This window comes from Marinobacter piscis (genome assembly GCF_007671655.1).
Taxonomy (GTDB): Bacteria; Pseudomonadota; Gammaproteobacteria; order Pseudomonadales; family Oleiphilaceae; genus Marinobacter; species Marinobacter piscensis.
Map to the genome: position 1 here is coordinate 1,068,949 of NZ_VCGX01000001.1, position 25,346 is coordinate 1,094,294.

At 53.6% G+C, this 25,346-nt stretch carries 21 protein-coding genes, 1 tRNA gene, 1 pseudogene and 1 riboswitch; of the genes and pseudogenes, 12 read left to right on the top strand and 11 right to left on the bottom strand.

All coding sequences use genetic code 11. The annotated features are described in order from the left end of the window. Nucleotides 1-11: 11 nt before the first annotated feature. The gene (locus tag FFI95_RS04885; protein WP_144821253.1) at nucleotides 12-1,268 is read right to left on the bottom strand and encodes a branched-chain amino acid ABC transporter substrate-binding protein; all 1,257 of its coding nucleotides are present in this window, start codon (nucleotides 1,266-1,268) and stop codon (nucleotides 12-14) included. Between the two features lie 280 nt (nucleotides 1,269-1,548). Here FFI95_RS04885 and FFI95_RS04890 point away from each other — a divergent pair, with 280 nt between their 5' ends. Continuing rightward, entirely contained in the window at nucleotides 1,549-3,561 is a 2,013-nt protein-coding gene (locus FFI95_RS04890) for an acetoacetate--CoA ligase (RefSeq protein WP_222120376.1), read from the top strand. A gap of 20 nt (nucleotides 3,562-3,581) precedes the next feature. Here FFI95_RS04890 and FFI95_RS04895 read toward each other — a convergent pair whose 3' ends face one another. Genes FFI95_RS04895 through FFI95_RS04905 form a run of 3 tightly spaced genes read right to left on the bottom strand, consistent with a single transcriptional unit; the run spans nucleotide 3,582 to nucleotide 7,817 of the window. After that, entirely contained in the window at nucleotides 3,582-4,829 is a 1,248-nt protein-coding gene (locus tag FFI95_RS04895; RefSeq protein WP_144821254.1) for an acyl-CoA dehydrogenase family protein, read from the bottom strand. Between the two features lie 9 nt (nucleotides 4,830-4,838). Then, the gene (locus FFI95_RS04900; protein WP_144821255.1) at nucleotides 4,839-6,392 is read right to left on the bottom strand and encodes a class I adenylate-forming enzyme family protein; all 1,554 of its coding nucleotides are present in this window, start codon (nucleotides 6,390-6,392) and stop codon (nucleotides 4,839-4,841) included. Nucleotides 6,393-6,407: 15 nt separating this feature from the next. Further along, on the bottom strand, nucleotides 6,408-7,817 hold the full coding sequence (locus tag FFI95_RS04905) for a DHA2 family efflux MFS transporter permease subunit (RefSeq protein ID WP_178975669.1): 1,410 nt from the start codon (nucleotides 7,815-7,817) through the stop codon (nucleotides 6,408-6,410). A gap of 300 nt (nucleotides 7,818-8,117) precedes the next feature. Here FFI95_RS04905 and FFI95_RS04910 point away from each other — a divergent pair, with 300 nt between their 5' ends. The 3 genes from FFI95_RS04910 to FFI95_RS04920 all read left to right on the top strand — a co-directional run bounded on the left by FFI95_RS04910 (nucleotide 8,118) and on the right by FFI95_RS04920 (nucleotide 13,467). Beyond that, on the top strand, nucleotides 8,118-10,052 hold the full coding sequence (locus FFI95_RS04910) for a TRAP transporter permease (protein WP_144821257.1): 1,935 nt from the start codon (nucleotides 8,118-8,120) through the stop codon (nucleotides 10,050-10,052). 36 nt (nucleotides 10,053-10,088) lie between these two features. Further along, nucleotides 10,089-11,276 carry a TAXI family TRAP transporter solute-binding subunit gene (locus FFI95_RS04915; RefSeq protein WP_144821258.1) on the top strand — a complete coding sequence of 396 codons (1,188 nt, stop codon included), beginning with the start codon at nucleotides 10,089-10,091 and terminating at the stop codon, nucleotides 11,274-11,276. Between the two features lie 130 nt (nucleotides 11,277-11,406). Beyond that, on the top strand, nucleotides 11,407-13,467 hold the full coding sequence (locus FFI95_RS04920) for a BCCT family transporter (RefSeq protein WP_144821259.1): 2,061 nt from the start codon (nucleotides 11,407-11,409) through the stop codon (nucleotides 13,465-13,467). A gap of 16 nt (nucleotides 13,468-13,483) precedes the next feature. On the opposite strand, the gene FFI95_RS15455 is transcribed toward FFI95_RS04920, so the two are convergent. Together FFI95_RS15455 and FFI95_RS04930 are read right to left on the bottom strand one after the other, a co-directional pair. Beyond that, nucleotides 13,484-13,876, bottom strand: coding sequence for a fibronectin type III domain-containing protein (locus tag FFI95_RS15455; protein ID WP_246069391.1), 393 nt, complete (start codon nucleotides 13,874-13,876; stop codon nucleotides 13,484-13,486). Between the two features lie 76 nt (nucleotides 13,877-13,952). Further along, on the bottom strand, nucleotides 13,953-15,209 hold the full coding sequence (locus FFI95_RS04930) for an amidohydrolase family protein (protein ID WP_186311961.1): 1,257 nt from the start codon (nucleotides 15,207-15,209) through the stop codon (nucleotides 13,953-13,955). Between the two features lie 44 nt (nucleotides 15,210-15,253). Between FFI95_RS04930 and FFI95_RS04935 the strand changes: the two genes are divergently transcribed. Continuing rightward, on the top strand, nucleotides 15,254-16,024 hold the full coding sequence (locus FFI95_RS04935) for a SpoIIAA family protein (protein WP_144821260.1): 771 nt from the start codon (nucleotides 15,254-15,256) through the stop codon (nucleotides 16,022-16,024). Nucleotides 16,025-16,113: 89 nt separating this feature from the next. On the opposite strand, the gene FFI95_RS04940 is transcribed toward FFI95_RS04935, so the two are convergent. Next, complete coding sequence (locus FFI95_RS04940) at nucleotides 16,114-16,650, bottom strand: CarD family transcriptional regulator (protein ID WP_144821261.1); 537 nt, start codon at nucleotides 16,648-16,650, stop codon at nucleotides 16,114-16,116. A gap of 87 nt (nucleotides 16,651-16,737) precedes the next feature. Then, nucleotides 16,738-17,520: an SDR family NAD(P)-dependent oxidoreductase gene (locus tag FFI95_RS04945; protein WP_144821262.1), complete on the bottom strand. Its 783-nt coding sequence runs from the start codon at nucleotides 17,518-17,520 to the stop codon at nucleotides 16,738-16,740. 466 nt (nucleotides 17,521-17,986) lie between these two features. Between FFI95_RS04945 and FFI95_RS04950 the strand changes: the two genes are divergently transcribed. The 4 genes and pseudogenes from FFI95_RS04950 (at nucleotide 17,987) to FFI95_RS04965 (ending at nucleotide 21,738) form a co-directional block, all read left to right on the top strand. Then, nucleotides 17,987-19,438 (top strand): catalase, encoded by a 1,452-nt coding sequence (locus tag FFI95_RS04950; RefSeq protein ID WP_144821263.1) that lies wholly within the window; start codon nucleotides 17,987-17,989, stop codon nucleotides 19,436-19,438. A gap of 359 nt (nucleotides 19,439-19,797) precedes the next feature. After that, nucleotides 19,798-20,163 carry an IS66-like element accessory protein TnpA gene (tnpA, locus tag FFI95_RS04955; RefSeq protein WP_144821264.1) on the top strand — a complete coding sequence of 122 codons (366 nt, stop codon included), beginning with the start codon at nucleotides 19,798-19,800 and terminating at the stop codon, nucleotides 20,161-20,163. Continuing rightward, entirely contained in the window at nucleotides 20,160-20,495 is a 336-nt protein-coding gene (gene tnpB / locus FFI95_RS04960) for an IS66 family insertion sequence element accessory protein TnpB (RefSeq protein WP_186311962.1), read from the top strand. The genes tnpA and tnpB overlap by 4 nt, the downstream gene beginning before the upstream one ends. A gap of 75 nt (nucleotides 20,496-20,570) precedes the next feature. Continuing rightward, nucleotides 20,571-21,738 (top strand): annotated as a pseudogene (locus tag FFI95_RS04965) (IS66 family transposase). Nucleotides 21,739-21,762: 24 nt separating this feature from the next. Here the strand turns inward: FFI95_RS04965 and FFI95_RS04970 are convergent. Further along, entirely contained in the window at nucleotides 21,763-22,320 is a 558-nt protein-coding gene (locus tag FFI95_RS04970; RefSeq protein WP_144821266.1) for a manganese efflux pump MntP, read from the bottom strand. Nucleotides 22,321-22,358: 38 nt separating this feature from the next. Further along, a riboswitch (yybP-ykoY riboswitch) is annotated at nucleotides 22,359-22,497 on the bottom strand. Nucleotides 22,498-22,668: 171 nt separating this feature from the next. On the opposite strand from FFI95_RS04970, the gene wrbA reads away from it, so the two are divergent. Further along, complete coding sequence (wrbA, locus tag FFI95_RS04975; protein WP_144821267.1) at nucleotides 22,669-23,268, top strand: NAD(P)H:quinone oxidoreductase; 600 nt, start codon at nucleotides 22,669-22,671, stop codon at nucleotides 23,266-23,268. Nucleotides 23,269-23,354: 86 nt separating this feature from the next. On the opposite strand, the gene FFI95_RS04980 is transcribed toward wrbA, so the two are convergent. Both FFI95_RS04980 and FFI95_RS04985 read right to left on the bottom strand, forming a co-directional pair. Continuing rightward, nucleotides 23,355-23,431 (bottom strand) — tRNA-Arg (locus FFI95_RS04980). Between the two features lie 100 nt (nucleotides 23,432-23,531). Further along, entirely contained in the window at nucleotides 23,532-24,071 is a 540-nt protein-coding gene (locus tag FFI95_RS04985; protein ID WP_144821268.1) for a YaeQ family protein, read from the bottom strand. Between the two features lie 61 nt (nucleotides 24,072-24,132). Here FFI95_RS04985 and FFI95_RS04990 point away from each other — a divergent pair, with 61 nt between their 5' ends. Together FFI95_RS04990 and FFI95_RS04995 are read left to right on the top strand one after the other, a co-directional pair. Further along, a complete protein-coding gene (locus FFI95_RS04990; RefSeq protein ID WP_144821269.1) occupies nucleotides 24,133-24,498 on the top strand; it encodes a CidA/LrgA family protein in 366 nt (121 codons plus the stop codon). Between the two features lie 49 nt (nucleotides 24,499-24,547). Further along, nucleotides 24,548-25,213 carry an LrgB family protein gene (locus FFI95_RS04995; RefSeq protein ID WP_144821472.1) on the top strand — a complete coding sequence of 222 codons (666 nt, stop codon included), beginning with the start codon at nucleotides 24,548-24,550 and terminating at the stop codon, nucleotides 25,211-25,213. Nucleotides 25,214-25,346 lie beyond the last annotated feature (133 nt).

A 25,346-nucleotide genomic window follows, 5' to 3' on the forward strand; every position in this document is an offset into this window, starting at 1 on the left:
GCATTACTGAGTTAAGGGCGCTTCATGTTGCAGGACGTATCAACTGTAGCCTGCTCAACTGGAATTTCAGCTACAGTACGGAAGCCCACGCCAGTGTTGTCAGCATCGTATTTCGCATCTTTATCCATAACAGAGATATACATAGGCTGGAGGGTTTGATGATCTTTTGCGCGCATAGTGATCGTGCCGGTAGGGGACTCAAACTCCATGCCTTCCAGTGCTCCGGCGATAGCGTCAACGTCTTCTGCATCACCCACTTCTTCAATGGCGGCTTTCAGCATGTACATCTGGTTATAGATGCGATGGTAGTACCAGTCAGTTTCCGGATGACGTTCCTTAAACTCCTGGAACCAGCTTTCGTAATCGTTCAGCCCTTCATCAACGTTCACGTCTGCGTGCCACTCGCTAATTTGATGGAGAAGATCCTCACCTTTGGGGCCGACCGCTGCGGGTGTTCCAAGACCACCGCCATAATAGGTGTAAATTTTGATATCGAGTCCAGCGCTATCGATGGCACGAACCAGTAAGGAAAGGTCGTTGCCCCAGTTTCCGGACACAACAGTATCAGCGCCGGACTGCTGGATGCGCGATACGTAGGGCGAGAAGTCGCGAACCTGACCGATCGGGTGCATAACATCACCGACAATTTCAGCCTGCGGCAAACGCTCATCCACAAGCTCTGTCATGCGCTCGGAGATAAAGTGACCGTGTGAGTAGTCCATGTTGATCAGGAAGATTTTGTTGATGTCTTCCTGGTCTTTCATGTAGTTGGTAAGTGCTTCCAGTTTGATATCGGAGGCGGCATCAAAGCGAAAATGATAGAAGCTGCATTGTTCGTTGGTAAGAGCAGGGTCTACCGCAGCGTAGTTGAGGTACAGCACCTTGTTGTCTTTATTGCGTCGATTGTTGCGCTCAACCGCCTCAATCATGGCACCGCCAACGTTGGAGCCGTTGCCCTGGGTGACAAAGTTGATGCCGTCATCAACCGAGCGCTGGATCAGCTGTACAGACTCGGATGGGCTTTGCTTATTGTCCATGGCGACAATTTTCACATCGCGTCCAAGAATGCCCCCATCTTCATTTATTTTGTCTGCAGCGAACCGGAAGTGTTTCAGCCCTAAGTCACCGACGTTGGCAAAGGGCCCGGAGAGCGGTTCAATGTAAGAAATTCGGATTGGGTCTTCGTTTGCATAGGCTATTGATGAAACAGCCATGGACAGGCTAATCAGAGAGCCTGTAAGCAAACCGGTTTTTTTGTTTTGTAGCATGGTTTTCTCCCGGATCTGCCACCATAGCGACATGGCGGCATTATTGTTGTATTTTTCAGACTGCAGTTCGAATATATAGCGAGTGCATATTTGTTTCAACCCGCTTTATAGTGTTTCGTTGTGCGGATGTGTCTTTTATTTTAAATCTTTTATGGCGGCTTTTTGCGTAGGTGGTGAGGTGTTTGTTTTTCATCTCGGTTTAGTGGTTTACTTGGCGTTATGCGGCAGAGCTGCCCTGCTGACAATGCCGAAAACAAGAACGATACAACGAGGACCCCGAATGAATATCAATAAAAAAAGTGAGCTAACGATGGGTGAGCGTTCCCCGGAACCCCTGTGGACGCCCGATAAGGCGCGGATCGAGCGCAGTCGCATGCACCAGTTCATGCAGTGGCTGACAGAAAATAAAGGGCTGACGTTTGCTGACTATAATGCCCTCTGGCAATGGTCGGTAGACAGCCTGGAGGATTTCTGGGCGGCGTTCTGGGAGTATTTCGACATCCTGCATTCTACGCCATACACTCAGGTGCTGGACGGGCATCACATGCCAGGCGCCAAGTGGTTTGAAGGCGCGCGCCTGAACATGATTGAGCAGGCTTTTCGTTTCCATGAGGACGAGCCCGACCGGCCGGCCATTATTTCACGTTCAGAAACCCGGGGGCTGCAGACGTTATCCTGGGGCGACCTGAAAAAGCAGGTGGCCTCTTTTGCTTATGAGCTTCGTAGCATGGGAGTCAGGCCGGGAGACCGCGTGGTTGCGTACCTGCCCAACATTCCTGAAGCCGTTGTCGCCTTTTACGCCTGCGCCAGTATCGGGGCTATCTGGTCCAGTTGCTCACCGGATATGGGAACCCGCAGTGTTATCGATCGCTTCCGTCAGATTGATCCGAAGGTACTGATTGCCGTGGATGGCTATCGCTATGGCGGTAAGGATTTCAATCGTATGGAGGTGCTGAAACAACTGCACAATGACTTGCCAACCCTGGAGCAGGTAGTGCTGTTGCCGTATCTGGATGATAACGCCTCTATGGATGGCGCCGTTGCCTGGACAGATATGCTCGTGCATAACGAGCCTGTGGTATTTGAACAGCTCCCCTTTGAGCACCCTCTGTGGGTGGTTTACTCCTCTGGCACCACCGGTATGCCCAAGCCTATTGTGCATAGTCATGGTGGGGCGCTGCTGGAGGGTTTGCAGGGTCAGGGCTTACACATGGACCTGCAGCCAGACGATCGTTATCTGTGGTTTACCACCACCGGCTGGATCATGTGGAACGCGCAGGTTGGTGGCCTGCTGCTGGGTTCGACAATCTGCATTTACGACGGAAACCCGGGTTACCCGGACCTGAGTACGCTCTGGCGGTTTGCAGGGGAGACCGGCGTCACCTTTTTCGGGGCAGGTGCGGCCTTTTTTCTTAACTGTAAGAAGGCAGGAGTGCACCCCGGGGAGTATGCGGATCTCAGTCAGATTCGCTCTGTAGGTTCAACCGGATCGCCTCTGCCGGATGAAGGCTATAAGTGGATCATGAATGAACTCGGAGACAATGTCTGGGTGGCCCCTATCAGTGGAGGCACGGATATAGCGGCTTTCTATGTAGGCTGCAATCCGGTTATGCCTGTGTACGCGGGCGAGATGCAGTGCAGAACGCTGGGTACAGCCGTCTATGCCTTTGATGATGAAGGCGAGCCCCTGGAGGATGAGGTCGGCGAGCTTGTTGTTACCAAACCGATGCCGTCCATGCCTCTGTACTTTTGGGGCGACGAAGGCGGGCGCAGGTACCACGAAAGTTACTTCGATACATTCCCGGGGATTTGGCGACACGGCGACTGGATCCGGATTACGCCAAGGGGAGGCGCAATTATTTACGGGCGCTCAGACACCACCATTAACCGCCAGGGAATTCGTATGGGAACGGGGGAAATCTACCGGGTGGTGGAGGAGGTTCCTGAGGTGATGGATTCACTGGTGGTGGACCTGGAGTATCTTGGGCGAGAGTCCTACATGCCTTTATTCATCGTACTGCGAGACGATGCTACTCTGAACGAGGATCTGAAAGCCAGAATCTGCTCAGCCATCAGGAACAATCTCTCAGCACGCCATGTGCCGAATGAAATCATTGCGGCAGAGGAGATACCCTACACGCTTACTGGCAAGAAGATGGAGCTGCCTGTGCGAAAGTTGCTGTTGGGTAACCCTTTATCCCAGGTGGCCAGCCCGGATGCCATGGCTAACCCGGACAGCCTGGATTTTTATATCAGCTTTGCCAGCGAAAGAGGTACTGCCCCCGCGGAGTAGAGTAGTAGAGTTTCCCGGGGTCAGCGCAGGTTATAGTAAGCGGCGGTTGATCCCCGGTGTTCCTTTGCTTTTTTGATCTCGGCCCGGGCAACATTGCGCAAATGTACTTCGTCCGGGCCATCGAGAAAGCGCAGGGCGCGTCCCCAGGTCCACAGATAGGCCAAGGGTGTATCCGGTGTCAGCCCCATGGCGCCGAATACCTGCATGGCCCTGTCCACAACACGGGTCTGCAGTCTTGCGGTTACCAGTTTAATGGCAGATACATCCACTCGCGCGGCCTGGTTGCCAAACTGGTCCATTTTCCAGGCTGCCTGTAGCACCAGCAACCGTGCCTGGTCGATTTCCAGCCGGGACTCGGCAATCCAGTCCCGCACGTTTTCAAACTCACTCAGGAGCTTACCGAACGTACGCCTTTCCAGGGCGCGCTCCGTCATCATTTCCAGCGCCAGTTCGCACTGACCAATCGTGCGCATGCAGTGATGCACGCGTCCCGGGCCAAGTCGGGCCTGGGCCATGGCAAACCCTTCGCCGGGCTTGCCCAGCAGGTTCTTTGCGGGTACTCGCACATTACGAAAGACAATCTCACAGTGTCCTTCGGGGGAGTGGTGCTGCATTATAGGAATGTTTCGCAACACTTCCAGACCTGGGGCATCCATGGGCACAATCACCATGGAGTGCTCATGGTGGCGGCTGTCTCCGGGGCCGTCGTCACAGCGACCCATTACAATTGTGAAGCGGCAATTGGGATGATTTGCGCCTGTGATGAACCATTTGCGACCGTCGACCACATAGTCATCACCGTCTCTGCGAATGGTGGTGCTGATATTAGTGGCATCAGAGGAGGCAGTGTCCGGCTCGCTCATGGCAAAGCAGGAACGGGTGATGCCGTTCAATTGTGGTTTGAGCCAGATTTCGTATTGCTCTTTGGTCGCAAAACGGTGCAACAATTCCATGTTGCCGGTATCCGGCGCGCTGCAGTTGAACAGCTCAGCCGCCCAGGGTAGCCGGCCCATGATCTCTGCCAGCGGCGCATAGTCCAGGTTGCTCATGGGCGTGCCCGGCTCATGTTCTTTCAGTTCAGGCAGGAAAAGGTTCCACAGGCCGTCTTCTCTGGCCTGAGCTTTTATGGGCTCGATAATATCCAGAGGATAAACACCCGATTCTGCAGAATGCAGCCAGTCGCTGTTGCGGGGCAGCACATGTTTTTTCATAAACTTCCGCATCAGGTCCTGGACCTGATGGGAGTCGGCCGAGTAGTCAAAATTCATGGCAGCCCCTTAGTTTGCCCGCGCTTGTTCTGATGCCTGCTCCCGTAGTGCTTTCTTGAGGATCTTGCCAACGCCATTGCGGGGCAGGGCATCCATGAACACAATATTGCGCGGTGTCTTGTATTTTGCCAACCTTTCCTGACAGAAGGCCAGCAGTTCCTCTTCACAGAGGTCGGCGTCCGGTTTTCGAACGACGACGGCGATGACTTCTTCACCCATACGTTCTGATGGTACTCCAACGACAGCCACTTCAGCGACAGCCGGGTGTCGGGAAATCAACTCTTCCAGGTCGCGAGGGTAGATATTAAATCCGCCACGGAGAATAAGGTCTTTCTTGCGATCAACAATATAGAGGTAGCCGTCGTCGTCGAGGCGGGCCATATCGCCAGTGTGGAACCAGCCATCCTTCAGGGCTGCCCGGGTTGCTTCCTCATTGTTGTAGTAGCCAGGGGTAATGTTTTCCCCGCGCACCAGCAGTTCGCCGACTTCTCCTACGGGCAGGGGGTTACCCTTTTCATCGGCAATGCGCAGTTCGACTCCGGGAAATGCACGCCCGACAGAGCCGGGTTTGATGGGCTCCCCTTTGCGGTGAGCTGTTACCGTGGGAGATGCTTCCGACAGGCCGTAGCCTTCGTAGATTTCGGCATGAAAACGGGCGCGAAAGGTCTCAATGAGAGACACTGGCAGAGGTGCAGACCCGCAACCAAGCGACTCCAGAGACGAGACATCGTATTCGTCAACCTCCGGGGCATGTGTGAGAGCGTGGACCATTGCCGGAACGGTGGCGAATGCCCTGACCCGATGGTTCTGGATGGCTTCGCACACCGCTCTTACATCAAATTTCTGCATGATGACCATGCGGCCGCCTTTGAGAAACAGCGTGTTGGCGACGGTAAAGCCGTAGATGTGAGCCAGCGGTAATACGCCGATGGTGGTGCCAGGCTCGTCATTTGCCTCCTCCGCCAGCTGTACTGCGGAAGCCGCGTTACTATAGAGGTTCCGATGCGTAAGCATGACCCCTTTGGGTTGGCCGGTTGTGCCAGAGGTGAAAAGGATAACGGCCACATCGTCTTCTTTAAGAGCAGGCTTGCGAATTTCGGCATCAGCGTCGGCCATCAGTGAACTCAGGCTGTGGCAGGGGGTGCCAGCCGTGAGGCCTGGCTGATCCCGGACAAGGCCAGCAACAACCAGTTGGGGTGGCGCATCCATGTCAGCTACGGCTTGCTCTATAGCTGGAAGAACGGATTGGCTGGTAATGATAGCGCTGGCCCCGGAAGCCTCGATAATGAATCCGATCTCCCGTGGGTGGAGTAGGGTCATAACCGGCAGAACGATGGCTTCGGCGCGAAGAATGCCCTGATAAGCTATGAATACTTCCGGGCAGTTGGGCATACAGACGATGACCCGTTCTCCAGCTGTCACGCCCAGGCGGCGAAGCCCGTTGGCCAAACGGTTGGCGCTATTGCGTAATTCAAGGTTGGTGACCTGGCGATCACCTGCGTAAAGCATCGGATACTCGCCAAAACGTTCCAGACTTTGTTCGGGTAAGTCAGTGAGGATCATTGTTATTGTTCCTTGTTAAGTGGCTGTTTGACCGGGTGACTTCATCCGTGCCATCGGGTACAGACCGATAAGGTAAAGCAGCGCCAGGAGTGCAAAAGCGTCCTGGTATCCTGGGAATCCAGGTAAAATACCCAGCGATGTCGTCCAGAGAGTATTCTCCTGCAGTAGAATCGCTGAGAGCATGACCCCCAGAGAGCCACCAAACTGGCGGGCAAAACTGATCAGGCCCGTCGCCTGATTGATCATATCCTGAGGCACAATGCTCATTGCTCCTATCACCACCGGTGGCATGGTCATCGCCAGACCGACGCGACCCAGGGCGGCCATCAGTGCGATCAGCATCAGAGAGGTATCAGCGCTTGCCTCGCTCAATACTATGCTGGACAGTGCAAAAAGTACGAGGCCACCCGTGACCAGTATTTTGGGTAAGATCCGGTCGGTCAGCTGGCCAATTACGGGAAACGAGAGCGCCATAGCCAGGCCGGCCGGCATCAGCAGCATGCCTGCCGCAGAGGCGGACTCACCCATTGCAGTCTGTACCAGCATAGGTAAAAGGTAGACGGATCCGTACAGGCCCGCGCCAGTCAGCATTGCCACGGTAAAGGCTGCGGTAAACCCTTTGTACGAGAATATGCGCAACGCCAGCAGCGGGGCCAGGCTTCGGAGCTGGTGCCTGGTGAAGATCAAAAACAATACCAGTGCTGCAATCAGAGCTGCGATTACTGCGCTGCTGTTCCAGCCGGAGAGTGGGCCTTCGGAGAGCCCCCATAACAGCGCCAGCATCCAGCCTCCAAGCAAAAGCAGCCCCGGGATGTCGAGGCGCCGGTGTACAGGTGGGGCGCTGTCGGGTCGTGAAAGGAAGGTGCGGCCCAGATAAAAAGCTGCCAGGCAGAAGGGCAGTACCACGAGGAAAACAGCTCGCCAGGACCACCAGTCTACAAGTACACCTCCCGCCACTGGTCCGGCAGTAGGGCCGAGCACTACCCCCATGGCATAAAGCCCCATGGCCTGGCCACGCTGGTTGGCCGGAAACACTGCGTATAGCATAAGCATGGCCAGCGGCTGAACCATGCCTGCAATTAACCCTTGCACTACACGTACGAAAATCAGCATGGAAAAATTAACCGCCAGGCCCCCGGCGAGGGCCGCCGCCATGAAAACCAGAAGCGCTCCCATGTAAGTGACGCGAGGGCCGAACCTGTCCACCATCCACACGTTCAGCAGCATGCCGATAGCCATACTGGCCAGGAAAGCTGTGACCATCCACTGCACCATGGTGTGGCTTACAGGGAAAGTCTCCATGACATCGGGAAGGGCCACATTAACGATGGTAGATGACAAGGACATGGTCATGGTTCCTGTCATGACTGTCAGCATCACCCACCACTTATAGCGCTTTCCGTAACGTGCTTGAAGTTGTTGCATTGGTGGCCTCATGGGCGTTTTATTCTTTGTAGGCGCGCCCTGGCTGAATTAATTGTTTATACTAAACAGTAGTATCTTTAGCGACACTGCGTGAAATACCGCTTGGCGATACTGTGTATAACACGGCGGTATGTGGTTTTGAAGGTTAGTTTTGTGGTTTATAGGTTGACCTGGGTGATGCGGTCGTTCTAATCTGCGGAATAAGAGACTGTTCTTATAAAAATAAACAGTTTCATTGAAAGCTGTATCACCGGATACGCTTCTCATAGAATCAAAAATAACTACAGAGTGGGTCAACCCATGACTGAGATTTCCTCTCCGCACGAGCAGGCTACGCATGACTCCGAAGTCACGCGTCTGGGCGAGCTGTTCTCCTGGCAAAGTATCGTATTTGTGACGCTGAGTGTGTGCGGGCTGTTTTCCGGCCTGGCGTACATTTTCGGGTTCACCTGGAATGGTCAGCGGCTTCTGGAAGGCGAGTATTACTGGGCCTTCATCGGGTTTTTCTCCGCCGCTGCTTTTATCGCACTTCCCGCCAGAACCGGCCAGAAGAAAGTGCCGTTCTATGATGTGCTTGCAGCCATCCTGGTTCTCTGTGTCAGTTTTTATTTCGCCTCCAATGCCTGGGATATGGTCCAGGCTGGCTGGAGTAACCTTTATCTGGGGGTTGTGCTCTGGCTGATGATGATGGAACTGGCTCGTCGCAGTGGTGGTATACCTTTCCTGCTGGTTGTTGTTTTGCTGGGTATGTACCCGCTGGTTGCCGATTACTTCCCCGGATTACTTATGGGAATCCCTTACCAGTTTGAGTATATGATTGAAGCCCATGTTTTCCGTGCGGAAGGCATGATGGGTATCACCACCAAGATAGCTGCTGAAATCATCCTCGGGTTTCTGGTTTTTGCAGGGGTTTTGCTGGCGACCGGAGCTGGCGGCTTCTTTATTGATCTGGCCAATGCCAGCTTTGGGCGTTATCGGGGAGGCCCGGCAAAGGTAGCGGTCGTAGCCAGTGGTTTTATGGGTAGCCTTTCGGGCTCTGTTTTTTCCAACATCGCAGGCACAGGCTCCATCACCATTCCGACAATGAAAAAGGTAGGCTATCCGGCACATTATGCTGGAGCCATTGAAGCCTGTGCGTCTATGGGCGGAGCCGTCATGCCGCCGGTTATGGGGGCTATTGCCTTTGTCATGGCAATTACAATCGGCGTGGATTACGCCACGATCATGATTGCCGCGATCATTCCGTCACTACTGTTCTATTTCGGGTTGCTATTGCAGGTGGATGCTTACGCCGCCCGAACCGGCATGAAAGGCAGGCCACGGGAAGAGTTGCCTTCAGTTCGTAGTGTTCTGGTCAGAGGGTGGCCGTATCTTTCGGTGATGGTGTTCCTGGTATGGGGGCTCCTTTATATGCGCTGGGAGTATTACACGCCTTGGTATGCCTGCCTGTTGATGATTGGGTTGTCCTTTCTGCAAAAGGATACCCGTATGACTCCCCGGAAGTTCTATGACGCTATCCGGCAAATAGGGGTTCTGGTGACACAAACAGCGGCTATTATTCTCCCGATTGCGTTCGTTGTGAGTGCGCTTACGATTACCGGGGTTACGGGCTCGGTAACGTCTGGGCTGGTCAGCCTCGGTGGAGGAAACCTTTACCTGGTTATTCTATTTGGAGTGTTAGCGTGCTTCATAATGGGGATGGCCGGGCTGGCGCTTGTTGCTTACATTTTTCTGGCGGTGACACTGGCTCCGGCGATCATTGAGATAGGTGGCCTGAATACGATCGCAGTGCATTTTTTCATCATCTATTACGCTATGTTGTCTGCCATCACTCCGCCTGTAGGGGCTGCTGCATTTCTGGCCGGTACGATTGCCGGTGCCAAGCCCATGAAAACATGCTTTACGGCTATGCGTCTGGGCGTGGTAATTTACTTTGTCCCCTTGTTCTTCCTTTTCCAGCCTGCGTTGGTCATGCAGGGGGATCTGACACCACTGCTTTACGTAATGCCATCGATCGTGATTGGTATCATGTTGATTTCGGGCGGACTGGAAGGCTATCTCCTTGGCGTCGGGAAGACCCCGAAACTTGCCCGCATTCCCTTGGTCGCCGTAGGTTTTGCTTTCTCTTTCCCGGGACTTTTAACAACACTCATCAGTGGAATACTGGCTGCCATGCTGGCGGCTTTTATCTGGCGGCACAATCGATTGCATCCAGCATTAGTGCCCCATACATAAACCTGTACAACAACAATAGAAAACTCAGGAGTTATTATGCGTCAATCTCGTCTTTTCATTTCCATGGCACTGTCAGGCACGGTTGCCATCGGCTCGGCAGGCCTTGCCCAGGCAGACGATGGTGATCTGCCCCGCTTGCTTGTCGTAGGCACGCCGAGCGCTCAGACAGGAAGCTTTGCTTCGACTAACGGGTGGGCAGCTATTTTTCAGGACCAGACCAGTAGTGCTGCCCGAATTGTTCCGGAAGATAGTGAAACACAGCGTTATAAGCGTCTTACCGAGCGGCGTGATATAACCATGAGTTCTGTTTCTGTGGCGGAAATGCAATACCAGATAGAAGGGAGGGATTCCTACGCTGCTACAAAGCCGGTGGCACAAAGAATCATCTGGCACCATAACGATACACCCTGGGGGTGGGTGGTCTCTGGCGACTCGGATATTCAGACCGTGGAAGACCTGAAAAGAGGAGATGTTAAGCTGGCACAGGGTGTGTTTTCACCGGTTATGACTCGAACGGCACGCAAGTCGATGCCGGCCTATCTGGGTGTGTCTCCTGAAAAAGCTGACGAGGTTTTCGAGTATGTGCCTGCCAGTAGTTATGTAGAGAACTGTCGGTCGGTGGTTGAAGGCAAAGCTGATGCTGCCTGGTGTTCTCCGATCAGCTCGGTTTTATCGGAAATGGAAGGTGCGCCCGGCGGGATTCGCTGGCTGAGCATGGATACTGAGAACAAGGATGCCTGGGAACGTCTCCTGGATCATTCACCGATGACAATTCCCACCACCTTCACTTTCGGTGTCTCATCAGCAATAGGGGTGGATGGAGTCACGTCGACGTTTGTGTATTCAGCACCCGCCGATGTCAGCGATGACTTCGCTTATGCGATGGCAAAGTGGTTCCATCAATCCTACGATGATTATAAGAAAACCCACGGGTTGACGGCACGTATGCAGCTGGATGTTTTCAAGTCTTTCGTGAAGAGCTCACCGCTACCGTTGCATGAAGGGACCGTCCGTTATCTGAAAGAAATAGGGGCCTGGTCAGATGAAGAAGAAGCGTTCAATCAGGAAGCCATTGCCCAGGTAGACGGTTGGATTGAAGCAAGAAAGAAAGCGATGGACGAGGCCCGGGATAAGCGAATTGTACCGGACCCGGACAACAAGGAGTTTATGGCAATTCTTGAACGACATACCGAGGGGCTGGAGACCTTCCGCTCCCGCCTTTGATGGGTAAGGAGAAGTAGGGGCTGCCCCTACTTCTCCGGATTTATCCTGTTTAGCAAGATTTTTAGTTGCAAGTGTTGGGTATAACTGTCGATACTGTGATCCAAAGTTCCTGGAATGGCGGATGTTTTTTATGACAGACTCCAAAAAAGCACTGAAATCAACGGTACTTCTGCCCGTTTTTCTTCCCGCAGTCGTTGTGACTGTCCTTTTGGTAACCGGGGTTATCGTCAGCCCTGAACTTGCCGGTACGCTTTTCAATAATACACTTGAGTGGATCACACAAACCTTTGGCTGGTTTTACATGCTCGCTGTGGCCATCTTCCTGGTGTTTATGGTGGTTGTGGGCGTTTCAAACTGGGGAAATATAAAACTGGGGCCCGACCATGCGGAGCCGCAGTTCAATTTTCTCGAGTGGTTTGCCATGTTGTTCTCAGCGGGCTATGGCATAGCGTTGCTGTTTTTTGGGGTGGCAGAGCCGGTACTGCATTTTGCATCACCTCCGGCCGGGGCAGCGGAAACTGTTGATTCTGCAAAACAGGCCATGCAGATTGCCTTCTTCCACTGGGGCTTTCATATCTGGGGAATTTACGGCCTGGTCGGTCTGATCCTGGCCTACTTTTCATTCCGCCACGGCCTGCCACTGTCGATCCGCTCCGCTCTGTATCCACTGATAGGTGACAGAATCTACGGCCCTATTGGCCATGCGGTCGATGTGTTTGCAATTCTGGGCACCTTGTTTGGTATTGCCACCACGCTGGGGCTTTCTGTGGTTCAGATCAACGCCGGGATTAATTACCTCTGGCCACAAATTCCGGTGGATATTACTGTTCAGGTGATTGCGATCGCACTTATCACGGCGGCAGCCACCGTGTCGGTTGTCGCCGGGATGGATAAGGGCATCAAGCGCTTGTCCATTATGAATATGGTGCTGGCAATCGGGCTGATGACATTTGTATTCCTGGCCGGCCCTACAATTCATATACTTGAGAGTTTCCTGCAAAATACCGGCAGCTACCTGAACGGTATTGTCGCCCGCACCTTTAACTTGCAGGCGTATACCCGCAGTGACTGGATTGGTAACTGGACCTTGTTCATCTTCGGCTGGACCATTGCCTGGGCACCATTTGTGGGCATGTTTATTGCCAAAATCAGCCGCGGGCGCACCATTCGCCAGTTTGTATTCGGTGTGATGCTGGTGCCCTCAGTATTTACCTTTCTGTGGTTCTCTGTTTTTGGCGACACGGCGCTGAACCTCATTATGAATGAGGGCCTGACCACGCTGATTGGCGACGTACAGAGCGATCAGGCCGTGGCTCTGTTCAAGTTGCTGCACGAGCTGCCGGGCTCCTTTTTTATCTCGGTACTGACCGTTCTGCTGATCATCACCTTCTTTGTCACCTCCTCGGACTCCGGCTCATTGGTCATTGACGCTTTGGCTTCAGGCGGTGTTATTAATACTCCGGTATGGCAGCGGGTCTTCTGGGCCGTCCTTGAGGGCGTGCTGGCGTCTGCACTTCTGTTTGGCGGTGGCCTTAAAGCACTTCAGGCAATGACCGTGACCAGCGCCCTGCCATTCGCCATAATCATGTTGATTGCGGCAGCGGGTCTGTGGCGGGCACTGCAGATTGAGGGGCATCGTGAAAGCAGTCTGCAGGGTTATATGACCTCCAGCCCCCAGTTAAAAACCAATCAGTGGAAACAGCGGCTGGCGGCCATTGTTGATTTTCCGGGGCGCCGCAAAGTGAGTCGGTTTATTGAAACCACGGTTATAAGCAGCATGCGGCAGGTTGAAGCTGAGCTTCAACGCCGTGGCTGGGATGCCTCAGTGGTATTTGACAGTGAGATCTGCCGTGCCCACTTGCAGGTAAAGTGGGACGATCAGGCAGACTTTTCTTATGATATTCGCCTGACGGAGCATGAAGCGCCCGAGTACCACAAGAACGGTCCGGATTCAGAGGCAAGCGCAGCGGACGCGTATTATCGCGCGGAGGTATATATGCGCCGTGGCGGCCGGGCCTATGATATTTTTGGTTACGAAGAGAACGAAATCATCAAGGACATTCTTGACCAGTTCGAGAAGTATCTGCACTTTCTGGAAATATCACCAGGCAGTTTGCCATGGGATATGGCTGAGCATGATGAAATGCTGAGTGAGGAGTCCGCTGAGTCTGAGGCAGGGAAGGCCGATTAGCGACCATAGTCCGGATTTACCGGACTATGGTTTTGCTTACAGAGTCTGACCACTCGCTCTCGAGACCGTTTGTGTCTATGGCCTTGAGGGCGAAGTGCCAGGTTCCTGTTGAAAGCCCGGCCACTGTGTGCTCCATGGCCTGGCCATCTTCTACAGTAGCCTCAAAAGAGCGTTCGCCAATGCTTTGCTCGGGGCCATATCGGACGACGTATTTTTCAATCTCACCCATTGACAAGGACTCCCCGTTTGCCCGGGTGAGCGGCGCCTGCCAGGTGAGGGTTGCAGAGTCAGCTTCCGGGGTGTTATCAGGTATTGAAGAAGACGAGCTTCCTCCACCACATGCGGTAAGCAGGAGGCCTAGCGTTACAGCCAGGCAGCTTGGCAGGGTTTTTCTACAGAGCGATAGCATGACATCTTCCCGAAAATTGGAAGAAGCATGCTAACGACTGAGAATGTTAAATGGCGTTAAATACCGCTCTGAATTGTTACCGTGTTTTTCGGAAAATATCCAGCTCAATGTCATAGCTGGGCTCAGGTTTTTTAAACAGGTATTCACCATTACGAACCGAGGCCAGCACGTCAGCCCGCTGGCGCACCGCCTCGAAAGAACTGGTGGCATCCAGAACCAGGAAGTTGGCCGGTTTGGCCACATCCAGGCCATATCGGTCTTCAATGTTCAGTGTTTTAGCGCCATTGGTAGTAATCAGGTCAAGGCAGGATTCCAGCTGCGGACGTGACATGGTTTGCGCCAGATGTATGCCATTGTCCAGGACATTCATAAGGTTTCCATTGCCAGCCGGGTACCAGGGATCGTTAATAGAATCCTGACCAAAACACACATTTATCCCCTGTTCCCAGAACTCCTTCACACGTGTCAGGCCCCGGCGTTTGGGGTAAGTGTCTTGCCGGCCCTGCAGGTAGGCATTTTCCGTTGGCAGGGCAATAAAATTCAGCCCCGATTTCCGGAACAGCCCCATCATACGAAACGCATAGGCGTTATCGGCAGAACCGAAAGAGCATGTATGGCTGGCAGCCGTCCGGGAGCCAATGCCTTCCATCATTGCCAGGGCATTCAGCAGTTCCACGAAGCGGCTCATTGGATCATCTGTTTCATCGCAATGTACGTCGATAAGCTTGTCGTACTTAACGGCCAGTTCAACCGTCTTACGGATAGACTTCTCACCAAACTCACGAGCCCACTCGAAATGCGGAATGCTGCCTACGCAGTCCGCCCCCATTTTTAATGCTTCTTCCACCAGCTCGTCACCGCCTTTATAGGCGTACATGCCCTCCTGTGGGAAGGCAACAATCTGAATGGTGACGTTGTCCTGCAACTGTTCACGAACCTCCAGCATGGCTTTCAGCCCGGTAAGCTCAGGGTCGCAGACATCGATATGAGTGCGAATAAACTGGACACCTCTGGAGACTTCTTCGCGAATGCCTTTCAGCGCCCGTTCTTTTGCATCTGCAAATGTCTGGTGCTTCTTTACATCGTGCCAGCGGGCAATACCCTCAAACAGCGTGCCTGTATTGTTCTTTGCACCTGTACTACTGCCAGTGTATACGTAGTCAAGATGGAGATGAGCATCTACATAAGGTGGCACCACGAGACGACCTTTCAGATCTGTTTCCTCTTCTGCTGAGGGCAGGTCAGTGCCAATCTCACGAATAATGCCGTTCTCAATAAGGATTTCACTGGCATTGCTGTTGCCGTATATGTTTGCGTTAACAAATTTCTTCATGATCAAACCCCGGATATCTGGTGAGCAAAGAGGAGAATGGAACAATGGTAAAGGAAATAGCCGCTCCGAATCATATTATTGCTCTGGAGCTTGATGGAAAGCTGACCCTGGAAGACATTCAGAGTTACCGCCGCATTGCTGAAGAAAAGCTGCAACAGCATGAACAGGTAGGTATCTATGTGGATCTTACAAAGCTTGCTGACACCAGCGCTAATGCGCTGATCGAAGGCGCGAAGGCCGACATGGAGGTGTTCAGTCACATTGAACAACTGACCCGGTGTGCTCTTGTGTCAGACAAAGAGTGGCCGCAGGTAATGATTTCGTTTGTCCGGGAGCTTTTCCCAAGGCCGGAGATGAAGGTTTTTCCAGAGGCACAGAAGGAGCAGGCCATGAAGTGGGCTGCAGAAACGCCAGAGATGCCCGCAAGCAAAGACCCTGCCGTTCGCTTTCTGCCAACCACGAGGGACGAGGTGCTTGCCTTTGAAATAGACGGAGTGATGACAGCGGAGGAAATGCCGGGAGTGATTCGAAAACTGGAGCAGTTCCTGGCGGAGCATGACAGGGTGCGACTGCTTAATCGGGTGAAGCAATACGGTGGTTTTGATCCGTCCATTCTGATGCAAAGTGGGCTCTTTTCAATGAAACTGTCAGCCATGGAAAAGGTAGACCGTTACGCCATTGTGGGGGCGCCGGGCTGGATGCGTAAAATCATTGATGCTATGAATCCGCTGTTTCCGGATATTGATATGAGGACGTTCGCGGCAGATCAGGAAAGTGAGGCATGGGCCTGGCTCGGTGCCGGGCCGGCAGAGTAATCTGAGCGGGGGTTTCAGCTAGAGGTATGTAAAAGGCCTTACGCTTTCACGTAAGGCCTTGGGAAAAAAGTATGGCAGGGAGTCTGACATCAGGCTGCTGAAGGTTGTGAGGCTGTGGCCTTCTCAATGAGCTGACGAACGTGAGCCTGGGTTTTACCCAGCGCATTGGACAGTTCTTCGCAAAGATACTTGATGCCAAGATTCAGATGCCTGCGATCAGTGGCGCTCAGGGAACCCTGTTCCTGCATAAGGCTCAGACCCTTTACGACCTCAGCGTAGCCATATGGATCCCCCTTATCGATAGCGGCCTGGTTAGCCGTTGCGCGGGTTTTCCACTGCTCGCTGAGAGTGCCCTCCCAGCTCTTCAGGTGTTTAAGAATTTTTCTGGCTTCTTTAGGACTCATGGTGGTACGGATGGTATTGGGCAGGTTGTTAGCGCGTACCAGCCAGGTGAGGTCGTCACGCTCGAAATAGAGCTTTACAAACTTGGCTTTATCTTCACCAAAAAAACTCTTTTTGCGAATAGACTTCACGATACCGAGGCCATGGCCCGGGTGGTAAATACGATCACCTTGATTGATAGTGATAATGCTCTCCTTGTAGTAAGCGTTCCTTTGTAAAAACATCAACTGATTCCTAATGTTACAGAAAACTGTTGCATTAGTCAAGGAGAGTGTGTTAGGGCGCAGCTTGGTGTGCCGTAAAATGGGGGCTCAGCGACGTATCGGAGCCATTCCCAGGTGCGCACCGCCGTCGATGATGATGGTTTCGCCGGTAGTCAGGTCACCACCAATGATCAGACCCAGGCAGACATCCGCCACGCTCTCCGGCGACGCGGTGTCATGCAGGGGTGCAGCGGCCTGGGCTTTTTTCAGCAATGTGTTGTACTTGTCGTCACCAAGACCTTTCTTCAGCCATTCGCCCTGAACAAACCCGGGACAAACAGCATTGACCCGCACTTCGGGACCCATCACGCGTGCAAGGGAGCGAGTCATAGTGAGCAGCGCGCCTTTGGATGCAGCATAAGCTATGGAGCTGCCGATACCGGCCAGCCCCGCAATGGAGGCCATATTGATAATGTGACCGGAGCCGTGGGCTCGCAGAGCCTTCTCCGAAGCCCGGGTCATCTGGTACGGGCCAATGGTATTGACGGCATACAGGTCAAGGAAGTCCTGCTTGTCCAAACCATCGAGGTTGTTGTGATCACAAAACCTGGTGGTGCCGGCGTTATTTACCAGAATATCGATACGGCCAAACTGTTCCAGTGTGGCATTCACCATAGCGCGGCACTCTGCGTCTTCCGCCACGTTGGCCCGGTATACCAAGGCTTCCACCCCATGCTTTTCGCAATCAGCAGCCACGGTGAGTGCACCGCCTTCATTATTGCTGAAGTTGATCACCACATGGCAGCCGTGTTCTGCAAACAGGCGCGCGATGGCGGCCCCGATGCCAGAGGAGGAGCCGGTTACAATCGCAACAGAGTTTTTGAGTTTCATAACGTATCCTTTTTTGTGTTTGTTGGTTTGAAATAGAGGGTCTGTGAGTTTTATTGGGTTGATGGATGAAGGGGCCATGCAGGGTTCTGGAGAGTGCTTTTTATAGTGCTGCGGTTTAGTGTAGCACTGCAAAAGGAGCCTGTTCCCCCTGGCGATACTCTCAACCTCGTCCTGCACGTGTTGGCACACGTGTTCCTGATCCTGGAAGACCTCACCATAAAAACAATAACCGACTTTATTTGCAGGCTCCATTCAGTAATCTGCTCGAGTAGGGTCAGTGCGCCTGAATCGTGTGAAAATGGCTTGTTTGGAATTGAAAAGCGAATCAACGACAAGTCAGGCGTTAATCAAACTGCCCTTAGCGATAGATCGCGACTATTGAAATATTGTTATTAATATATTGGCCGGTACTCCCCTTTACAGCTAACTTTTAGTTGAGCTTGTTTCATCACAAAAGGGGAAGATCATGACTGACAAACCTAAACTCACATCTGTGTCGGGCTGCCCGGTAGCCAATAACCAGGACAGCTTGACCGCAGGCCCCCGTGGCCCCATGCTTTTGCAAGACGTATGGTTTCTGGAAAAGCTCGCTCACTTTGATCGTGAAGTGATTCCCGAGCGCAGAATGCACGCCAAGGGTTCGGGTGCGTTTGGCAGCTTCACTGTCACCCACGACATTACCAAGTACACCCGGGCATCCCTGTTTTCGGAAGTCGGCAAGAAAACAGATATGTTTGTGCGGTTTTCAACCGTTGCCGGTGAGCGCGGTGCGGCGGATGCGGAACGTGATATCCGCGGCTTCGCTATGCGCTTTTACACCGAAGAGGGCAACTGGGATCTGGTTGGTAACAACACGCCGGTCTTTTTCTTTCGTGATGCGCTGAAGTTTCCTGACCTTAACCATGCTGTTAAGCGTGACCCGCGTACCAACATGCGTAGCCCAACCAATAACTGGGACTTCTGGAGCAGCCTGCCGGAAGCCCTGCATCAGGTTACTATCCTGATGAGTGATCGTGGTATACCGGCGTCCTACCGGCATATGCACGGATTTGGTTCTCACACCTTCAGCCTGATTAACGACAAAAATGAGCGCTTCTGGGTGAAGTTCCACTTCAAAACCCAGCAAGGCATCAAGAACCTCACGGATCAGGAAGCCGCTGAAGTGGTTGGCAAAGATCGTGAAAGTTCACAGCGTGATCTGTACGAAGCAATCGAGAACGGTGATTTCCCGCGCTGGACAATGTACGTGCAGATTATGCCGGAAGCCGATGCGGCCAAAGTACCCTACCACCCGTTCGATCTGACCAAGATCTGGCCAAAAGGTGATTATCCTCTGATCGAGGTGGGCTATTTTGAGCTGAACAAAAACCCGGAGAACTACTTTGCCGATGTTGAGCAGGCCGCCTTTAATCCGGCGCACATTGTGCCCGGTATTGGTTTCTCGCCTGATCGCATGCTGCAAGGCCGGTTGTTCTCCTACGGTGACGCCCAGCGCTATCGCCTGGGTGTGAACCACGCCCAGATTCCAGTTAACAAGCCCCGCTGCCCGGTGCACAGTTATCACCGGGATGGTGCCATGCGCGTTGATGGAAACCAGGGCAGTCGCCTGCACTACGAGCCAAACAGCTACGGTGAGTGGCAGGAACAGCCGGATTTCTCTGAGCCACCGCTTGCTCTGGAAGGCGCCGCAGATCGCTTTGACTTCTGGGAAACCGAACCGGACTACTTCACACAGCCAGGTAATCTGTTCCGGTTGCTGAGCGCCGAGGAGCAGCAAGTTCTGTTCGAAAACACTGCGCGCAATATGGAAGGTGTGCCAGATGACATCAAACTGAGACACATCGGACATTGTGCGAAAGCAGACCCTGCTTATGGTGAAGGGGTTGCCAGGGCAATGGGCCTGGAAGTACCCAAATAAGCTGCAAGCTTATAAGTGAAGTGCCAGACACAAGCCCCGGTCATCGGGGCTTGTGTGTTTTAGCGGCAACCGACTTGCAGTTATCAAGATGATTGCTGTAATGGTTTGCTGACGCTTAGAAATAACTGAAAGAACTGATGTCCTGCTCGCAAGGCCAAATCAAACCTCTTTGTAGTAATTATCAACACTGTATTGATAGTCACTCAATAGTTGACTGCTTATTCTTACGATTGGGCGATAGTAAAGTGAACCCATCATCTGAAGCGAGGCTTCAGGGGTAACCGTCCGGCGACCCCATCTTGAGCCTGATGCTGAAGCCTTCAAGATAGTGTCCACTTATTCTTTAGTGGACACTATCTATGAACAACGTAAGCGTAACCCGCCCTTATCGAAAACGTCGCCGACATGCTCCAGAATTTAAAGCCCGGCTGGTGGCCGAGTGCCAAAATCCTGGTGCGTCTGTTTCCCGTATTGCCCTGGATAATGACCTCAACGCCAACCAACTTCGGCGTTGGATCAGAGAGTCGAAGCAAGTAGAGGGAAGCCAACCCCCAGCCTTTGTACCGTTTCGTTTGCCGGCTGCGGACGGGCATACGACGAAGCCGGTTGATAAAGGTCACACCATCCGAATCGAGATTCCACGAGCCGGCGGTCCGGTTGTGGTGGAATGGCCCGCCGATCAAGGTCAGCAATGCGCGGCGTTTTTGCGCGAACTGTTGCCATGATCTACATTGACGAGATCTGGCTGGCCACCGAGCCCTTGGATATGCGGGCTGGGCCAGACACGGCGTTGGCACGTGTCGTTCAGGTGTTTGGCTCAGCCCGACCTCATTGTGCGTACCTGTTCGCCAACAAACGGGGTAACCGAATGAAAGTGTTGATCCACGATGGTCTTGGTATAAGGCTCTGTGCCCGTCGATTGAACCGGGGCAAGTTCCACTGGGGCGAAACCTGGCGTGGCAAGCAACTGCTGTTAACGGACGAACAGTTGGCCGCTCTGGTTCAAGGGCTGCCGTGGCAACGTCTTGGTGCCGCCGGTGTGATCTCGGTTCTGTAACCACAAGCCGGTTACCCAGACCATCATCAGAATGGCGCATCGTCACGGTAGCCGTGGCTTGGCATACTGCTCGGTATGTCACAACGTCCCGATCTTAACCAACTCTCTGCCAATCAACTCCGTGCCCTGGCAACGGAGTTGATGGCGTCCTTGGAAGCCAAGGAACAGGCGCTGAACCTGAAAGATCGAACGCTGGTGTACCGTGACGCGGTCATCGAAAAACTGACCCACGAGTTGGCGATTCTAAAGCGCCATAAGTTCGCAAAGCGCAGCGAACAACTGGATGCGTTTCAGCGCAACCTGCTGGATGAGCTGATCGACAGCGATCTTGCCGCCATTGAAGCGGAACTGGCACAGCTCACCGTTAATGAAACACCAGCCAAGCCTAAACAGCAGCCCAAACGCACGTCGCTGCCGCCCGAACTGCCCCGCATTCTGATCCACCATGAACCTGAAAACACCCAGTGCCGCTGTGGCTGCCAACTCAAGCGCATAGGCGAAGACGTCAGTGAAAAGCTGGATTACGTGCCGGGCGAGGGTACTGGTGGCCAAGTACTCGGATCATCTGCCGCTATACCGTCAAGAACGCATCTTCGGTCGTGCTGGCCTCGCCATCCCGCGCTCCACTCTGGCGGAGTGGGTAGGCGCTTGGGGTGTGCAGCTGCAACCGCTGGTGAATGCTCTTAGAGACTCACTACTGGAACACGGCGTTCTGCACGAAGCCAACAAGAGCGAACTGGCCGCCAAAGCCTTGGAATACATCGGTGGGCTCTACGAGATCGAGCGGGAATCCAAAGACCTGCCACCGGATAAGCGGCAGGAAATCAGGCAAACCAAAGCCAAACCGCTTGCCGATGCGCTGCATCAGTGGATGCTGGTGCATCGACAGAAAGTTCCGGATGGCTCCGGCACGGCCAAAGCCCTGGATTACAGCCTCAAACGGTGGGAAGCGCTGACGCGCTACCTGGACGATGGTGCTGTGCCCATCGACAACAACTGGGTGGAAAACCAGATCCGGCCCTGGGCATTGGGCCGCAGCAATTGGCTGTTCGCGGGTTCACTGCGCAGTGGTCAACGTGCGGCTGCGGTCATGACACTGATCCAGTCCGCAAAGCTGAACGGGCATGATCCGTATGCCTACCTAAAGGATGTTCTGACCCGGCTGCCGACGCAGAAAAACAACGCCATCGATGAGCTATTACCCCACAATTGGGAGTTGGCCGTTATCGACAAAGAGCGATGACCGTCTTCTATGTTTTATAAGGCACTATAGATGGCCTGATAATATCCATACCCCTACCGCGATTAGCGTAAGCCCACCAAATATTTCCGCTCGGTGTCCCAACACAGAGCCCACAACTCGACCAAGCATGACTCCCAGTGTCACCATGACAGTCGTGGTCAAACCAATGAGTGCCGCCGCTAGCCAGATATTTACATCGATAAATGCTAATCCAACGCCGACTGCCATAGCATCAATACTCGTGCCGATTGCAGTCAGAGCAGTCTTGAAGAATGGCTGCCTAGAGGGCTTTTCTGTTTCTTCTTCACTCGGCTTCAGGCCTTCATGGATCATGTGCAAACCGAGAACCACCAGCAGGGCAAATGCTATCCAGTGATCCCAGGCCTCTACGTAGGCCGAAGCCGACCGGCCAATTAGCCAGCCAATCAGTGGGGTGACTGCCTCAATCGACCCGAAAATGAGTCCTATTCTTAAAGCTTCTAGAAGGTGGGGCCTATTGAGGGTTGCCCCCTTGCCTATAGCTGCGGCAAAAGCGTCTGTGGACATGGCAAGGGCAAGAAAAAGAAGGGCAATTGGGTTCATTAGATTGTTCCCGGTCGGGCATATTGAGTCCACGATATAACCACACGTCCGACCTCAGGCATGGATATATCGATGGTCTCGCCAACCGAGAGGTGTTCGTACCATGGCATGTGGCCAAGTGTGTTGATACGAACTCTTCTGTCTACCAGAAGCAGGCTACTCCCCAACGAAGCGCTACTATAGCAACCGCTCTCAGAGATCACAAATAGAGGCTCGACTTTACCCTTAGCGCTCCCAGTTAATTGATAAATAAGAAACGAGTATCCTGAAGATAGCAACGGCGGGTTCAAGATGGGATCGCCGGACGCTTACCTTCAGGGGGCAATCAACGAGCAAAAGGATATCTAAATGACGAAAGTTCTGGTTCTTTATTATTCCATGTACGGCCATATTGAAACCATGGCAAACGAAGTTGCCGAAGGCGCGCGCTCAGTGGACGGGGTTGAGGTAACCGTTAAGCGCATCCCTGAAACCATGGATGCAGCCGCTTTCGAAGGTGCCGGCGGAAAGGTTGATCAGGCTGCGCCGGTAGCCACGCCAGCGGAGCTGGCAGACTACGATGCCATCATCGTGGGCACACCCACCCGTTTTGGCAATATGTCCGGACAGGTGCGCACCTTCTTTGATCAGACTGGCGGCCTCTGGGCCAAAGGTGCTCTGGCGGGTAAAGTGGCCAGTGTGTTTACGTCAACAGGTACCGGTGGCGGCCAGGAAATGACCATCACCTCTACCTGGACCACACTCGCCCATCATGGCATGGTCATCGTTCCGGTTGGTTACACCACGCCCGCCCTGTTTGATATCTCACAGGTAGGCGGCGGCACGCCATATGGCGCATCCACCATTGCCGCTGGCGATGGTTCGCGCCAGCCAGATGAGCGGGAGCTGGGCATTGCCCGCCACCAGGGCGAGCATGTTGCAAAAATAGCGGCCAAACTGAACGGCTGATCCTCTCCCTGCACACGCCTACCATGGGCACATTTCGAACACAGGAAATAAAAAGGCCTTACGTTATCACGTAAGGCCTTGTAATTTGGCGCGCCCGACAGGATTCGAACCTGTGACCACCGCCTTCGGAGGGCGGTACTCTATCCAGCTGAGCTACGGGCGCGTACGAAGTTAACGGCTGTGCGTCAATTTCGAGTGCGCAATCTTACGTGTGCAGAGGACTTCTGTCCAGCCCCGTCTGACTTGCAGGGGTAGTCGTTTTGTTACGGCAAGAGCGTAACCGGAGTAATCGTTGCCAGTGCATTTTCATTACTGAAGGACACTTCGCCGTCCTGAATGGTTACCTGGTAGTTCATGTTGCGCTCTGCCAACCTGGCCAGGGCCTCCGTCGCATCCGCAGGCAGGTCGATAACCGTAAGGTTGCTCAGGCGGTTCAGCTTGCTCCGGTTCTTTTCCAGCCACAAGGGGACAGCGCGGCCACCGTAGGTATACAGCGTAACCTGGCGCGCCCGGTTGCAGGCTTTGCGCAGGCGGCTTTCGTCGGGTTGCCCCAGCTCAATCCAGTGGTTAATATCACCGCTCAGACTCTTTTGCCAGAGTTCCGGCTCATCCTGAGTGCTCAGACCTTTGGTAAACTCCAGTGCATCGCCGGCATTCAGGGCAAACGCAAGAAGGCGTATCATCATGCGCTCGTCGCTTTCTGACGGATGCTGGGCCAGGGTGAGCTGGTGGTCCGCATAGTAATGCCTGTCCATGTCAGCAATATTGAGTGTGGCTTTAAAGATGGTTGCTTTCAGCGCCATGGCCGTCCTGCCTTGGAATGGTTTAATCTAGTGCAATTAGTTGGGGGATGAGTATAACAGCATGTCGATGTTGCGCGGTTTTCTGATTCTGGTTCTGTTTTATTTGCTTGGTGAAGCGGTGCGCCTGATTTTTCTGGTCCCGGTAAGTGGCGGTGTGCTCGGCATGATTCTGATGACCTTTACCCTGATGCTCCGTGGCGAAATCAGCGACGCTCTGGCTTCGGCCAGCCAGGCTCTGATCTCCGTGCTGGTGTTGCTGATCATGCCAGGTGTTGTGGGCGTATTTTTTATGGCGTCCCGGTTTTCCGGTCAGTGGCTGGCAGTGGCGGTGGCGCTTTTGGTGGGAACGTTCCTGAGCGTTCTTACAACACTGTTGCTGATGAAAGGCGTGCTGCATCTGTCTGAGCGGAGACGTATACGTGAGTGATTTAGCTGAACGCTTCATTGCATTTCCCGATGCACTGTCCGCCGGACCAATGTTTGCAATAGGGCTTACCCTGAGCGCTTTTTTTGCCGGTAACTGGTTGTTTGCCCGTATGGGAAAACCCCTGTGGATGCCGCCCGTGCTGCTCTCAGCGGTTATGTTAGCGGCTGTGATTGCGCTTTTGTCCGTGAATTATGTGAATTACCAGCAAGGGGCCGTGTGGATCACCGTATTACTCGGGCCGGCCACTGTGGCGCTGGGAATTCCTCTGTACCAGCAGATACACCACATCCGGGCTCTGTGGGTTCCGATTGTGGTTACCTTGCCCATAGCAGCCACGCTGGCAGCGGTCTATGCAGTACTCATTGCCTGGGGTTTGGGCGCAACACCGGAAGTGCTGGCCTCACTGGCACCAAAGTCGGTCACCGCGCCCATCGCCATTGGCATAGCGGAGCAACTGGGCGGCTCTGTACCTTTGCTGATGGGCGGGCTGCTGATTACCGGCGTGGTGGCCACCTTGTTTGTTGATCTTCTGGCCAAATGGTTGCCGATCAGTGATGAGCGCATTCTGGGGTTTGCACTGGGCCTTAACGGTCACGCTATTGGCACTGCCCGTGCGTTTGAAATCAGCCACACAGCCGGTGGGTTTGCATCTCTGGGCATGGGGCTGACGGGCGTTTTTACGGCACTTATCCTGCCTCTGGTGTTCCGGCTCTGAGGTGGGGCAGGGCTGCTGTTCAGAGGGATGATTCAAATCACGCATAGCCGCAAGTTGTAATTTCGATTGCCGTACGTGCTTTCCGAAGCTAATTTCTGTTTGAGGCGAGGGTGCGCCTGAAATCCGGCGTGCC